Below are 13,315 nucleotides of genomic sequence, written 5' to 3' on the forward strand. Positions count from 1 at the left end.
CGGGACCTCCCGGCCGTCGTCGCATCCGCATCGCATCGGCCCGGCTATCATCGCCCCCGTCTCCCAGGGGTAGCGGATCGATGGAACATGCGGTGGTGTGGCTGCGGCGCGATCTGCGCCTGGACGATCAACCGGCGCTGCGCGCCGCGCTGGACGCCGGACAGGTGCCGATCCCGCTGTACATCCATGCGCCGCACGAGGAAGGCCGCTGGGCGCCGGGCGCGGCGTCGAACGCGTGGCTGCACCGCTCGCTGCAGGCGCTGGGCGACGACCTGCACGCACGCGGTTCGGCGCTGCTGATCCGGCGGGGCGACAGCGCCCAGGTGCTGGAGGAGGTCATCGCGGCCAGCGGCGCGCGCAGCGTGTACTGGACCCGCAAGTACGAGCCGGCCACGCAGCCGCGCGATGCGCGCATCAAGCGCACGCTGCGCGAGCGCGGCATCGAGGCGGAGAGTTTCAACGGCGCGCTGTTGTTCGAGCCGTGGGCGTTGGCCACCAAGCAAGGCGGCCCGTACAAGGTGTTCACCCCGTTCTGGCGCAGCGCATTGGCCCAATGGCAGCTGCCCGCGCCCTGGCGCGCCCCCGCGCGCCTGCCCAAGCCGCCGGCGCTGGACGGCGAGGCACTGGACGCACTCGGCCTGGCGCCGACGCGCGACTGGGACGAAGGCTTCTGGGCGCAGTGGCAGCCGGGCGAGGCGGGCGCGCACGAGATGCTGGAGGCCTTCATCGATGGCGCGTTGCACGGCTACCGCCAGCAGCGCGACCAGCCCGACCGCATCGGCACCTCGCGGCTCTCGCCGCACCTGCACTTCGGCGAGATCGCCCCGTGGCGCATATGCGCCGAGCTGGCACAGCACCCTCGCGCGGCCACGGCCGCCGATGTGGAGGGTTACATCCGCGAGCTGGGCTGGCGCGAGTTCGCCTACCACCTGTTGCACCACTTCCCGCACACCGTTTCGCGCAACCTGGACAGCCGCTTCGACCAGTTCCCCTGGGCCGCGCGCGATGCCACCTCCCTGCGGGCGTGGCGGCGGGGCCGCACCGGCATTCCGATCGTCGATGCCGGCATGCGCGAGCTGTGGCACACCGGCTTCATGCACAACCGCGTGCGCATGATCGTCGCCAGCCTGCTGACCAAGCACCTGCGCCAGCACTGGGGCCTGGGCGCGCGCTGGTTCTGGGATACGTTGGTCGACGCCGACCTGGCCAACAACACGCTGGGCTGGCAATGGGTGGCCGGCACCGGCGCCGATGCCGCGCCTTACTTCCGCGTGTTCAACCCGGTGACCCAGGCCAAGCGCTTCGACCCGCAGGCGCGCTACATCACCCGCTGGGTGCCCGAACTGGCGGCCTTGCCGGTGGCGCAGCGCTTCGCGCCCTGGGAGCATCCGCAAGCGCTGGCCGATCACGCGCCGGATTATCCCCGCACGCCGATCATCGACCTGGCCGAAGGTCGCGAGGCGGCGCTGGCGGCCTACGCGAAGATGCGCGCGGCAAACTGAATCGCCGCGACAGGTGCCTGAACGCGGGCCGGATGGCAGGGCCACGGCGTGCGTTTTCATCATGTTCTGCTCGCGCCGGCGTGTTTATTCTCGCCTCCAGCATCCCGCCGGTACCCGGCAACAAGGAGGAATCATGTTCCGAGCAGCGAACAAGCAGGTGTGTGTCGCCGTCGCCGCCGCGCTGGCCCTGTCGGCCTGCGCCACCGGTGGCTCGTATGTGCAGCAGGACCCGTACGGCAACCCGACCCAGCAGCAGAACAAGACTGGGCGCAATGCGCTGATCGGCGCGGCCATTGGCGTGGCCGGCGGCCTGCTGACCGGCGACAGCGCCACCGAGCGCCGCCAGCACGCGATGATCGGCGCCGGCATCGGCGCGCTCGGCGGTGCGGCCATCGGCCAGTACCAGGATCGCCAGGAGCGCGCGCTGCGCGAGCGCACCGCCAACACCGGCATCGAGGTCTCGCGCCAGGGCGACAACATCACGCTCAACCTGCCGGATGGCGTGACGTTCGACTTCAACAAGGCCACGCTGAAGCCGGATTTCTACTCCGCGCTCAACGGCGTGGCCGCCACGTTGAAGGAGTACAACCAGACGATGGTGGAAGTGGTGGGCCACACCGACAGCATCGGCAGTGACGCGGTGAACCAGCGCCTGAGCGAGCAGCGCGCCGACTCGGTGGCGCAGTACCTCAGCGCGCAGGGCGTGCAGCGCGAGCGCATGGAGGTGCTGGGCATGGGCAAGCGCATGCCGATCGCCGACAACAACACCGATGCCGGCCGCGCGAAGAACCGCCGCGTGGAGATTCACCTGATCCCGCTGCGCGAGGGGACGCCGGGTACGACCGGCATGAACTAAAACGCAGTACGAAGAAAAGGCCGCGGAAGCGGCCTTTTCTTCGCCCACGAGAACACCCGCGCAACACCGCACTGTTCGGCAGGTGCCGCATGAAACGTTCGGGCAACCGGGGGCATGTCTTTCCGGGATCGTAGGCGACACGGATGTCGCCTACGAGCCTCCATGGATGGATTCACGGCGTGTCCCGGAAAGGCATGGCCCCCGGTGGCCGCGCGACGCGCCAGAGCGCCGACCCATCCCGCACGACGGCTTCAACCAAAGCTGCAACCCATTGGATTGTTCGCAAAGCCAGTCGCCGGCGTGCTTCCTAACATGCTTGGCCCTCGACGCCGTCAGCGTCTCCTTCGGTCAACGTCATGTCCCAGTTCCGCAATTTCTTCTTGCTCGGCGCGCTCAGCGTCGCGTCGTTCCCGTCGCTCGCACAAAGTGCCGACGACGGCCTCGCCAATACCACCTGGGTACTGTGCGAACGTGCCCAGCCCGGTGAAGGCCAGGCCCGCGATGCGCTGGTGTTCGATGCCGACGGCAGCGGCCGCGTCATTCGCGCGCAGGGCAATGTGGCCTTCCGCTACCAACGCCAAGGCAACGCCATCGCGCTCAGCCCGCCGGGGGCCCGGCAGGCGGTCATGCTGGACATGGAAGCCGGCGACGCGCGCATGCTGCTGCGCGGGCCGGATGGGCGGCAGATTGCCAGCTATGCGCGGCAGGGCAGTGCGGCCATGGCCCGCTGCACCGCGCGCTGAGCAGGGCGGCGTCCCGGGTGGACGCCGCTTTCCGTGGCCGTCAGGCGGTCACCTTCTCCAGGATGCGCTTGCCTTCGGCCTGCAGCTCGACCTCGGCCTCCTGCACCTGCCCGGCTTCTTCCTGCGCCTGCCGCGCCTGCGCGGCCGCCAGCTTCGCCGCCGGGCACTGGGCCATCATGTAGTTCGCGTCGAAGTTGAGCTTGTCCACGAGGAAATCGACGAACGCGCGGACCTTCGGCGAAATCAGCCGCCCACCGGCGAAGACCGCGTTGAAGTCCACTTCCGGGCCCGTCCAGCCGGCGAGCACGCGGCGAATCATGCCTGACTCGATGAACGGCTTGGCCATCACATCACCGGTGAGCATCAGGCCCTCGCCGCACAACAGCGCGCCGTTGAGCGCCGACGGGTCGTTGGCCACCATCAGCGGATTCACCGCGAAATCGCGCAGCTCCGCGCCGTCGGTGAGCGACCAGTAGAAACGGTTGTTGCTCACCGTGTTGGTGCGGCTCTTGCGCATCGCCAGCGTGCGGTGGAACTGCAACTCGTCCGGATGCAGCGGCTCGCCATAGCGCTCGATGTACGCCGGGCTGGCGAACACCTGCGTGCGCAGGCTGCCGAGCTTGCGCGCCACCAGGTTCGAATCCGGCAGCGAGCCCACGCGCAGGGCCAGGTCGGCCTCGCCGGCGATCAGGTCCAGCTTCTCGTTGCCTAGGTGCATGTCGAGCTGGATTTCCGGATACAACGCATGGAATTCGCCCAGCAGCGGCGCGATCCAGGTAATGCCGATCGAGTAGGGCACGGTAAAGCGCAGCCAGCCGCGCGGGCCGGACTGCAATTGGCCCACCGCGCTCTCGGCTTCCTCGAGTTCGCGCGCGATGCGCTGGCAGTGTTCGTGGTACACCGAGCCCGCCTCGGTAAGACCGATGCGGCGAGTGGTCCGGTGCAGCAGGCGCGCGCCGAGGCGCTGCTCCAGTTCCTGCACCTTGCGGCTGACGGTGGTCTTGGGCAGGCCGAGCGCGTTGGCGGCGGCGATGAAGCTGCCCTGTTCGACCACCTTGACGAAGATCAGGGTGTCGTTGAGATCGCGGGTCATGCGGGACTCCGGGATGGGGGCGGGGAGGGGGATGGGGGATTAGACCGTCTCCGGGACGATTATTCCCCTAAATCCGGACTAATCAAGTGCGGCTTCGGGGCGTAACTTGGCGCCCATTCCAGAACCCCCCGAGGTGCGCCATGTGGCTGCGTCGTCTATTCGGCTTGCCCCCGTCCCGCAAGGAAGCGCTTGAAGGCGCCTTCGACCCGGTGTCCTTCAACGTGAATGCGCGTCATCCGCAGGCTTTCCGCGAATTTACCCCGCCGCCGGCGCGGCAGGGCGGCGGGCAGTTCCGGCTGGCCGCCCGCCGGGACAGCCGGTGGGGCGGTATCCGTATTGTCCCGATTCCGGGAGTAAAAGTCCCATGAGCGGGATGCTCCAGCCGGAGGTGCTGGTGCTCGGCGGGACCGGCACGGTGGGCGGCGGCGTGATCGCCGCGCTGCTGGAAGCCGGCAGCCGGGTGCTGGCGGTGGGCCGCAGCGCCGAGCGCCTGAAGGCGCTGCGCGGACGCTTCGCCGACGCGCCCGGCCTGGAGACCCTCGTCGGCTCGGTCGCCGACGACGCCGGTGCCGAGGCGCTGGCCGCCCGCATCGCCGAGCGCGAACACCCGTTGTCGGCCGTGGTCGCCAGCCTTGGCAGCCCGCTGACCAGTGGGCGCATGATTGACCGGCCGGCCTCGCAGCTGCTGCGCCGCCTGCAACGCGACCTGCTGCCCCACCTGGCCGCCGCCCGCCACCTGCTGCCGCTGCTGGCCGATCTGGGCGGGCGCTATGTATTGGTAGGCAGCCCGTGCGCGCTGCGGCCGTGGGCCGGGCATGGCGAAGCTTCCGTCACCGGCTCGGCCACGCGGATGCTCGCCCAGGTGCTGCACGAGGAAGCCCAGCCGCTGGGCGTGCGCGTGCAGCTGCTGCAGGTCGAAGAACCGGTGTGTGATCCGTCGAACAAGCGGCAGGCCTGCGCCGAGTGGTTCAGCCCGCTGGCGGTGGGCCGCTGCGCGGTGTCGCTGCTGGCCGGGCGCGGCCAGCCCGGCCAGGTGATCGTCAGTACCGACAAGAAACTCGCTTCGCAACCGGTCGCAGGAAAGCTGGCCGGTATTCCTCTCCCCCTCTCCCTCCATGAGGTATCACCATGAAGCCGAACGCCACCCCGTTCCTGTCTTCCTTCCGTTCGCCGTTGCGCAATGCGCTGGCCGCCGCCGTGTTCGCCGCGGTGCTGGCCGGGTGCGGCTCGCGGGCCGCCGAGCAGGGCGCCCCGCCGCCGCCGGCCGTCGGCGCCGCGCCGGTGCTGGTCAAGCAGGTCTCGCAGTGGGACGAATTCACCGGGCGCATCGAGCCGGTGGAAAGCGTCGAACTGCGCCCGCGCGTGTCCGGCTACATCGACAAGGTCAACTACGCCGAAGGCCAGGAAGTGAAGAAGGGCGATGTGCTCTTCACCATCGACGACCGCAGCTACAAGGCCGAGTTGAATCGGGCTCAGGCCGCGCTGGTCCGCGCCCGCAGCCAGGCCGAACTGGGCCGCAGCGAGGCGTCGCGCGCGCGCAAGCTGGCCGACCAGCAGGCCATCTCCACCGAGAGCTGGGAGCAGCGCAAGGCCGCCGCCGACCAGGCCGTGGCCGACGTGCTCGCCGCCGAAGCGGCGGTGGAGACCGCGCGCCTCAACCTGGACTGGACCCGCGTGCGCTCGCCGATCGACGGCCGCGCCGGGCGCGCGCAGGTCACCGCCGGCAACCTGGTCAGCGCCGGCGATGCCGCCAGCGTGCTGACCACGGTGGTCTCGCAGGACAAGGTGTTCGTGTACTTCGACGCCGATGAAGGCACCTTCCTGCGCTACAGCCAGATGGCACGCAGCGGCGAGCGCCCGAGCGAGCGCGACGGCCAGCTGCCGGTGCGCATCGGCCTGGTGGGCGAGGACGGCTACCCGCACACCGGCCGCGTCGATTTCCTCGACAACCAGGTGACCCGCAGCACCGGCACCATCCGCGTGCGCGCGGTGCTCGACAACGCCCAGCGCCAGTTCACCCCGGGCCTGTACGCCCGCGTGCAGCTGCTGGGCAGCGGCGAGTTCAAGGCGGTGCTGGTGGATGACAAGGCCATCCTCACCGACCAGGACCGCAAGTACGTCTACGTGGTCGACAAGGACAACAAGGCCCAGCGCCGCGACGTCCAGCTCGGCCGCACCGCCGAAGGGCTGCGCATCGTCACCAGCGGCCTGGCCGCCGGCGACCGCGTGATCATCGACGGCGTGCAGAAGGTCTTCATGCCGGGCATGCCGGTCGACGCCAAGGCGGTGTCGATGCAGGCACCGCCGCCGGCGAAGAAGACCGCGATGAACTGATCCCGCCACACCCGTTGTTCGCGTCCCCGCGCGCCGGCTCCGACGAGCCGGCGCCGGGCCGGCATTGCCACCCAGCTCCCTGCGGCACACCGGCCATACCACCCAAGGACCTTCCCCATGGACTTTTCCAGATTTTTCATCGACCGGCCGATCTTCGCCGCGGTGTTGTCGATCGTCATCTTCGCCGCAGGCCTGATCGCCATCCCGATGCTGCCGATCGGCGAGTATCCCGACGTGGTGCCGCCCTCGGTGGTCGTGCGTACGGTGTACCCGGGCGCCAACCCCAAGGTCATCGCCGAAACCGTCGCCACGCCGCTTGAAGAGGCGATCAACGGCGTCGAGAACATGATGTACATCAAGTCGGTCGCCGGCTCCGACGGCGTGCTGCAGATGACCATCACCTTCCGCCCGGGCACCGACCCGGACGATGCGGCGGTGAAGGTGCAAAACCGCGTGGCCCAGGCCCAGGCCCGCCTGCCCGAGGACGTGCGCCGCCAGGGCGTGACCACGCAGAAGCAGTCGCCGACCTTCCTGATGGTCGTGCACCTGACCTCGCCCAAGGGCAAGTACGACACGCTGTACCTGCGCAACTACGCCCGCCTGCACGTGAAGGACGCGCTGGCGCGCATCCAGGGCGTGGGCGATGCGCAGGTGTTCGGCGGCGGCGACTACGCCATGCGCGCCTGGCTGGACCCCGAGCGCGTGGCCGCGCGCGGGCTGACCGCCAGCGACGTGGTGGCCGCGATGCGCGAGCAGAACGTGCAGGTCTCGGCCGGCCAGCTCGGCGCCGAACCCATGCCCGACAGCAAGTTCCTGACCCTGATCAACGCCCAGGGCCGCCTGCGCAGCGAGCAGGAGTTCGGCGACATCATCCTCAAGACCGGCAGCGACGGCGAGGTGGTGCGCCTGGCCGACGTGGCGCGCATCGAGCTGGGTGCGGGCGACTACACCCTGCGTTCGCAGCTGGACGGCAAGAACGCGGTGGGTATCGGTATCTTCCAGGCGCCGGGCGCCAACGCGCTGGACATCCGCGACAAGGTGATCGCGCAGATGGACGAGCTGCAGGCGCGCTTCCCGGAGGACGTGAAGTACGAAGCGGTGTACGACACCACGATCTTCGTGCGCGATTCGATCAGCGCGGTGGTGCACACGCTGCTGGAGGCGATCCTGCTGGTGGTGCTGGTGGTGATCCTGTTCCTGCAGACCTGGCGCGCCTCGATCATCCCGCTGATCGCCGTGCCGGTGTCGGTGGTGGGCACGTTCGCCGCGCTGTACCTGCTGGGCTTCTCGATCAACACGCTGACCCTGTTCGGGCTGGTGCTGGCGATCGGCATCGTGGTCGACGACGCGATCGTGGTGGTGGAAAACGTCGAGCGCAACATCGAAGAGGGGCTGAGCCCGCTGGCGGCCGCGCACCAGGCCATGAAGGAGGTCTCCGGGCCGATCATCGCCATCGCGCTGGTGCTGTGCGCGGTGTTCGTGCCGATGGCCTTCCTGTCCGGCGTCACCGGCCAGTTCTACAAGCAGTTCGCGGTGACCATCGCCATCTCCACGGTGATCTCGGCGATCAACTCGCTGACCCTGTCGCCGGCGCTGGCCGCGCGCCTGCTGCGGGCGCATGACGCGCCCAAGGACGCGCCGTCGCGCCTGATCGACCGCCTGTTCGGCTGGGTGTTCCGCCCGTTCAACCGGTTCTTCAAGCGCAGCTCGGAAGGCTACCAGGGCTCGGTGTCGAAGATCCTCGGCCGCCGCGGCGTGGTGTTTGCCGTGTATATCGCCCTGCTGCTGGCCACCGGCCTGATGTTCAAGGCCGTGCCGGGCGGTTTCATCCCGACCCAGGACAAGATGTACCTGATCGCGGGCGTGAAGCTGCCAGAAGGCGCGTCCATCGAACGCACCGACGCGCTGCTGCGCAAGGTCACCGACATCGCCATGCACACCGAGGGCGTGGAGCATGCCATCGCGTTCCCCGGCCTCAACGCGCTGCAGTTCACCAACACGCCCAACACCGGCGTGGTGTTCCTGACCCTGCAGACCTTCTCCGAGCGCCATCGCTCGGCGTTGGAGATCAACGCGGAGATCAACCAGAAGGTATCGGCCCTCGGCGATGGCATGGCGTTCGCCTTCATGCCGCCGCCGATCCTGGGCCTGGGCAACGGCAATGGCTACCAGCTGTTCATCGAGGACCGCGGCAACCTGGGCTACGGCGCGCTGCAGAACGCGGTGAACATGATGCAGGGTGCCATCGCGCAGACCCCGGGCATGGCCTATCCGATCGGCACCTACCAGGCCAACGTGCCGCAGCTGGATGCCGAGGTGGACCGTGCCAAGGCCAAGGCGCAGGGCGTGCCGCTGACCGAGCTGTTCGACACGCTGCAGACCTACCTGGGCTCGTCCTACGTCAACGACTTCAACCAGTTCGGCCGCACCTGGCAGGTGATCGCCCAGGCCGACGCGCCGTTCCGCGACAGCGTGGAGGACATCGGCCGCCTGCGTACCCGCAACGACCGCGGCGAGATGGTGCCGATCGGCTCGATGGTGACGATCAAGCAGACCTACGGCCCGGACCCGGTGCTGCGCTACAACGGTTACCCGGCGGCCGACCTGGCCGGCGAGGCCGATGCGCGGATGCTGTCCTCCACCGAGGCCATGCACAAGGTCGAGGAGCTGGCCAAGCAGGTGCTGCCGAACGGCATGAACATCGAGTGGACCGACCTGAGCTACCAGCAGTCCACCCAGGGCAAGGCCGCGCTGGTGGTGTTCCCGCTGGCCGTGCTGCTCGCCTTCCTCGTGCTGGCGGCGCTGTATGAGAGCTGGACCCTGCCGCTGGCGGTGATCCTGATCGTGCCGATGACCCTGCTGTCCGCGCTGTTCGGCGTGTGGCTCACCGGTGGCGACAACAACGTGTTCGTGCAGGTGGGCCTGGTGGTGCTGATGGGCCTGGCGTGCAAGAACGCCATCCTGATCGTCGAGTTCGCCCGCGAGCTGGAGCTGCAGGGCAAGGGCATCGTCGAAGCGGCGCTGGAAGCCTGCCGCCTGCGTCTGCGCCCGATCGTGATGACCTCCATCGCGTTCATCGCCGGCACCGTGCCGCTGGTGTTCTCGCATGGCGCCGGCGCCGAAGTGCGCTCGGCCACGGGCATCACGGTGTTTGCCGGCATGCTCGGCGTGACCCTGTTCGGCCTGTTCCTGACCCCGGTGTTCTACGTCGCCCTGCGCAAGCTGGCCGGGCGCCCGCTGGTATCGCATGCGCCCGAAGCGCACGCGCAGCACGTCTGATTCCTATCCCCCTTGAGGAGCAATGCAATGACTACTTCGCAGAAGATCGCCCTCGTCACCGGTGCCACCCGTGGCATCGGCCTGGAAACCGTGCGCCAGCTGGCCCAGGCCGGCGTGCACACGCTGCTGGCCGGCCGCAACCGCGAGCGCGCGGTGGAAGCGGCGCTGAAGCTGCAGGCCGAGGGCCTGCCGGTGGAGGCCATCGCGCTGGACGTGACCGACGCCAAGTCGATCGCCGCCGCCGTGGCCGAGGTGCGCGAGAAGTACGGCCGCCTGGACATCCTGGTCAATAACGCCGGCATCATCGTCGACGAGTTCGGCCGCGCCCCGTCCGAGCAGACGCTGGACACCTGGCGCACCACCTTCGACACCAACCTGTTCGCGCTGGTCGCGGTGACCCAGGCCTTCCTGCCGCTGCTCAAGGCCGCGCCGGCCGGGCGCATCGTCAACGTGTCGAGCATCCTGGGCTCCATCGCGCTGCACAAGGATCCGTCCTCGCCGATCTACGACTTCAAGGTGCCGGCCTACAACGTCTCCAAGAGCGCGGTGAACGCCTGGACCGTGCAGCTGGCCTACGAACTGCGCGACACCCCGCTGAAGGTCAACACCATCCACCCCGGCTACGTGAGGACCGACATGAACCAGGGCCAGGGCGAGATCGACATTCCCGAGGGCGCCAAGAGCAGCGTGGAACTGGCGCTGATCGGTCCGGACGGCCCGAACGGCAGCTTCAGCCACCTGGGCCAGGAGCTGCCGTGGTGATGATCCGACAGGCATTGACCGCGGCCATCGCCGCGGTCGTCCTGGCCGGCTGCGCGGTTGGCCCGGACTACAAGGCCGGTCCCGCGCCCAGCGTGGTGCTGCAGGGCGCGCAGGATCCGGCATTCAACAGCGAGTCGCCGGTGGGACAGTGGTGGGCGCAGTTCGATGACCCGGTGCTGGAAGGCATGGTGCGCGACGCGCTGGTGGCCAACCACGACCTTCGCATCGCGATGGCGCGGGTGAAGGAGGCACGCTCGGTGTTCGTCGAGCGCCGCCTGGACCAGGCCCCGCATGTCACCGCCGGCGGCGACTACGACCGCCGCAAGCAGCCGGACCTGACCACGCCGGACGGCGAGCGGGTGCTGAGCGAAAGCTACTCGCTCGGCTTCGATGCGCGCTGGGAACTGGACCTGTTCGGCCGCCAGCGCCGTGCCGCCGAAGCGGCGCGCGCGGACCTGGATGCCGAGCAGGCCGGGCTGGCCGACGCGCAGGTCACCGTCGCGGCGGAAGTGGCGCGCAACTACTTCGAACTGCGCGGCGTGCAGAAGCGTATCGAGGTGGCCCAGCACACGCTGGTGAACCTGCGCGACACCCAGCAGCTGACGCAGACGCGCTGGCAGCTGGGCGCGGGCAGCGAACTGGACGTGCAGAGCAGCCGGGCGCGGTTGAAGGCCATCGAGGCCGACATCCCGCTGCTGGAAGTGGCGCAGGCGCAATACCGGCACCGGCTGGCGGTGCTGGTGGGGCGGCAGCCGAACGCGCTGGACGCGCTGCTCGTGCCGCGGCCGACCCCGGCCTATGCGCGGCCGTTGCCGCTCGGCGATACCGCCGCGCTGCTGCGCCAGCGCCCGGACGTGCGTCGTGCCGAGCGCGAGCTGGCCGCCTCCACGGCCCGTGTCGGCGTGGCGACGGCCGACCTGTTCCCGCGCATCAGCCTCAGCGGCTTCGTCGGCTTCCTGTCCGGCGATGCCGGTTCGCTTACCAACAGCGGCAGCAAGGCGTGGTCGGTGACGCCGTCGATCAGCTGGGCCGCGTTCGACTTCGGCACCGTGCGGGCCAGGTTGCGCGCGAGCCAGGCGCAGGCCGACGGCGCGTTGGCGCAGTACGAGCAGAGCGTGCTGCTGGCGCTGGAGGACACCGAGAACGCGCTGACCGCCTATTCGCGGCAGCAGTCGCGGCTGGCCATTGTCGCCGAGCAGGCCGACGCGGCGCGCAAGGCCGAGGCGCTGGCGGAGATCCGCTACCGCGAAGGGTCGGAGGATTTCCTGACCCTGCTCGACGCACAGCGCACGCAGCTGCAGGCCGACGACGCACTGGCCGACGCGCAGGCGCAGGTGAATGTCGGCGTGGTGGCGGTGTACAAGGCGCTGGGCGGCTGGCGCACGCCGGTGGCCGAGGATGCGGCGGTGGCGTTGCGCTGAGGATGGGCGGCCCAAGAAGTGAGAAGCCCCGGTGCCGAAAACACCGGGGCTTTTTTTATGCAGGCCGAAGGCAGCACGCCACGCGCCGGGCCTTGCCGGCCGTCTGGCGCATCGTCACAGGTGATCGGCGATGCGATAACTGTCGCGGCCGTTGTTCTTGGCAAGGTACAGCGCGGCGTCCGCGCGCGAGAACCAGTCCTGCCAATGGGTTTCGCCGGCGTGCCGCGCCGCGCCCAGCGACACGGTGATCTTCCCGCCGGGCCCGCGCAGCGCGCCGCGGATCGCGCGCCGCAACCGTTCGGTCGCCAGTTCCAGTTCGGCCAGCGATTCCACCCGCAGCAGCACCACGAATTCCTCGCCACCGAAGCGGAACACTTCGTCGTCGCCGCGCACCTCGAAGCGCAGGATGGTCGCCAGGTCGGCGAGGGCGGCATCGCCGGCGGCGTGGCCGTAGAGGTCGTTGATGTCCTTGAAGTGGTCCAGGTCCAGGATGATCAGCCCGTTCAGGCGCTCGTGCTCGCGCCGCTCCTCGATCTGGCGGGTAAGCGTGCGTTCGAGCATGCGCCGGTTCGGCAGCCCGGTCAGCGCGTCCAGCGAGGCCATTTCCTCCAGCTGGACGCGGTCGTCCTGGATGCGCAGCGAGAACGCCAGGCCCAGCACCAGGGTGAGCAAGCTCACCGCGATGACCGACACGCCTTGGCCGATGCTGGTGAGCAGCCCCGGCAGCAGGATCGGCGCCAGCACCAGCGGCACGTTCATCACCACCGCGCGGCGCGGTTCGCACAGGAAGTAATTGACCATGAGGGTCGGGAACAGCCAGGGCAGGGCGGTGGCACCGCTGAAGCTGCAGCCCAGCAGGCAGCCGCCCACGTTGACCGCGGCGATCCACAGGCCTTGCTGCCCCACGTGCACGGCGCGGCGCATGCGCCAGGCACGAAACGCGGCCAGCGCGGCCAGCCCGGCCGACAGGCCCGCGCCCAGCCGCTGTCCATCCCAGGCCAGGGCGATGGCGTACAGCAGCAGGAACAGGGCGCTCAGCGGCGCCAGTACCCGGTGGGTACCGGCGCGGAAATCGCGCCGAAACTGAACTATCACGTCAGGTCTGATCCACGGAACTCCCCCGGACAACGGCCGCGGGATGACAAAGTTGACACCGCCGTTGCCGGCACGCGGTCCACGCCAGGGCATGTGCGCCGGCGGGGCCAGGCAGCCTCACGCGGCCAGCCGACCGCGCCAGGCCGCTTTTGCTCGTAATACATGAAGGAGGGCCGCCGGTCCGTCCCCGACCCGCGCCGTCCGGAAGCCACGGCGGACAGCCCGGGTTT

Annotated in this window: 11 protein-coding genes; 9 read left to right on the forward strand and 2 right to left on the reverse strand. The window is 69.4% G+C overall.

The genetic code is table 11. From position 1 onward, the window contains the following. Positions 1-80 precede the first annotated feature (80 nt). The 3 genes from P6166_RS14435 to P6166_RS14445 all read left to right on the forward strand — a co-directional run bounded on the left by P6166_RS14435 (position 81) and on the right by P6166_RS14445 (position 3,101). Positions 81-1,502 (forward strand): deoxyribodipyrimidine photo-lyase, encoded by a 1,422-nt coding sequence (locus P6166_RS14435; protein ID WP_277765145.1) that lies wholly within the window; start codon positions 81-83, stop codon positions 1,500-1,502. Between the two features lie 133 nt (positions 1,503-1,635). Beyond that, positions 1,636-2,358, forward strand: coding sequence for an OmpA family protein (locus P6166_RS14440; RefSeq protein WP_277765146.1), 723 nt, complete (start codon positions 1,636-1,638; stop codon positions 2,356-2,358). A 356-nt stretch (positions 2,359-2,714) separates the two neighbouring features. Beyond that, positions 2,715-3,101 (forward strand): hypothetical protein, encoded by a 387-nt coding sequence (locus tag P6166_RS14445; protein ID WP_277765147.1) that lies wholly within the window; start codon positions 2,715-2,717, stop codon positions 3,099-3,101. 40 nt (positions 3,102-3,141) lie between these two features. On the opposite strand, the gene P6166_RS14450 is transcribed toward P6166_RS14445, so the two are convergent. Further along, positions 3,142-4,194, reverse strand: a complete 1,053-nt coding sequence (locus P6166_RS14450; RefSeq protein ID WP_277765148.1) for a LysR family transcriptional regulator — start codon at positions 4,192-4,194, stop codon at positions 3,142-3,144. Positions 4,195-4,334: 140 nt separating this feature from the next. On the opposite strand from P6166_RS14450, the gene P6166_RS14455 reads away from it, so the two are divergent. From P6166_RS14455 to P6166_RS14480, 6 genes are all read left to right on the forward strand, one after another. Beyond that, a complete protein-coding gene (locus P6166_RS14455) occupies positions 4,335-4,562 on the forward strand; it encodes a hypothetical protein (protein WP_277765149.1) in 228 nt (75 codons plus the stop codon). Beyond that, positions 4,559-5,326 carry an SDR family NAD(P)-dependent oxidoreductase gene (locus P6166_RS14460; RefSeq protein WP_277765150.1) on the forward strand — a complete coding sequence of 256 codons (768 nt, stop codon included), beginning with the start codon at positions 4,559-4,561 and terminating at the stop codon, positions 5,324-5,326. The genes P6166_RS14455 and P6166_RS14460 overlap by 4 nt, the downstream gene beginning before the upstream one ends. Next, positions 5,323-6,528, forward strand: coding sequence for an efflux RND transporter periplasmic adaptor subunit (locus P6166_RS14465; RefSeq protein ID WP_277765151.1), 1,206 nt, complete (start codon positions 5,323-5,325; stop codon positions 6,526-6,528). The genes P6166_RS14460 and P6166_RS14465 overlap by 4 nt, the downstream gene beginning before the upstream one ends. 117 nt (positions 6,529-6,645) lie before the next feature. Further along, positions 6,646-9,807 (forward strand): multidrug efflux RND transporter permease subunit, encoded by a 3,162-nt coding sequence (locus P6166_RS14470; RefSeq protein ID WP_277765152.1) that lies wholly within the window; start codon positions 6,646-6,648, stop codon positions 9,805-9,807. A 27-nt stretch (positions 9,808-9,834) separates the two neighbouring features. After that, positions 9,835-10,569 carry an SDR family oxidoreductase gene (locus tag P6166_RS14475; RefSeq protein ID WP_277765153.1) on the forward strand — a complete coding sequence of 245 codons (735 nt, stop codon included), beginning with the start codon at positions 9,835-9,837 and terminating at the stop codon, positions 10,567-10,569. Then, positions 10,569-11,990: an efflux transporter outer membrane subunit gene (locus P6166_RS14480; RefSeq protein WP_277765186.1), complete on the forward strand. Its 1,422-nt coding sequence runs from the start codon at positions 10,569-10,571 to the stop codon at positions 11,988-11,990. Before P6166_RS14475 ends, P6166_RS14480 begins: the two co-directional genes overlap by 1 nt. Positions 11,991-12,104: 114 nt before the next feature. Here the strand turns inward: P6166_RS14480 and P6166_RS14485 are convergent, their stop codons facing one another. Beyond that, a complete protein-coding gene (locus tag P6166_RS14485) occupies positions 12,105-13,085 on the reverse strand; it encodes a GGDEF domain-containing protein (RefSeq protein ID WP_277765154.1) in 981 nt (326 codons plus the stop codon). Between the last annotated feature and the right edge of the window lie 230 nt (positions 13,086-13,315).

It is taken from the genome of Stenotrophomonas sp. HITSZ_GD, from assembly GCF_029543105.1.
Lineage (GTDB): Bacteria > Pseudomonadota > Gammaproteobacteria > Xanthomonadales > Xanthomonadaceae > Stenotrophomonas_A.

What these genes read in the sequence shown, in the direction of transcription:
- P6166_RS14435 (WP_277765145.1), top strand. Translation starts at nt 81, where the DNA reads ATGGAACATGCGGTGGTGTGGCTGCGGCGCGATCTGCGCCTGGACGAT.
- P6166_RS14440 (WP_277765146.1), top strand. Translation starts at nt 1,636, where the DNA reads ATGTTCCGAGCAGCGAACAAGCAGGTGTGTGTCGCCGTCGCCGCCGCG.
- P6166_RS14445 (WP_277765147.1), top strand. Translation starts at nt 2,715, where the DNA reads ATGTCCCAGTTCCGCAATTTCTTCTTGCTCGGCGCGCTCAGCGTCGCG.
- P6166_RS14450 (WP_277765148.1), bottom strand. Translation starts at nt 4,194, where the DNA reads ATGACCCGCGATCTCAACGACACCCTGATCTTCGTCAAGGTGGTCGAA.
- P6166_RS14455 (WP_277765149.1), top strand. Translation starts at nt 4,335, where the DNA reads ATGTGGCTGCGTCGTCTATTCGGCTTGCCCCCGTCCCGCAAGGAAGCG.
- P6166_RS14460 (WP_277765150.1), top strand. Translation starts at nt 4,559, where the DNA reads ATGAGCGGGATGCTCCAGCCGGAGGTGCTGGTGCTCGGCGGGACCGGC.
- P6166_RS14465 (WP_277765151.1), top strand. Translation starts at nt 5,323, where the DNA reads ATGAAGCCGAACGCCACCCCGTTCCTGTCTTCCTTCCGTTCGCCGTTG.
- P6166_RS14470 (WP_277765152.1), top strand. Translation starts at nt 6,646, where the DNA reads ATGGACTTTTCCAGATTTTTCATCGACCGGCCGATCTTCGCCGCGGTG.
- P6166_RS14475 (WP_277765153.1), top strand. Translation starts at nt 9,835, where the DNA reads ATGACTACTTCGCAGAAGATCGCCCTCGTCACCGGTGCCACCCGTGGC.
- P6166_RS14480 (WP_277765186.1), top strand. Translation starts at nt 10,569, where the DNA reads ATGATCCGACAGGCATTGACCGCGGCCATCGCCGCGGTCGTCCTGGCC.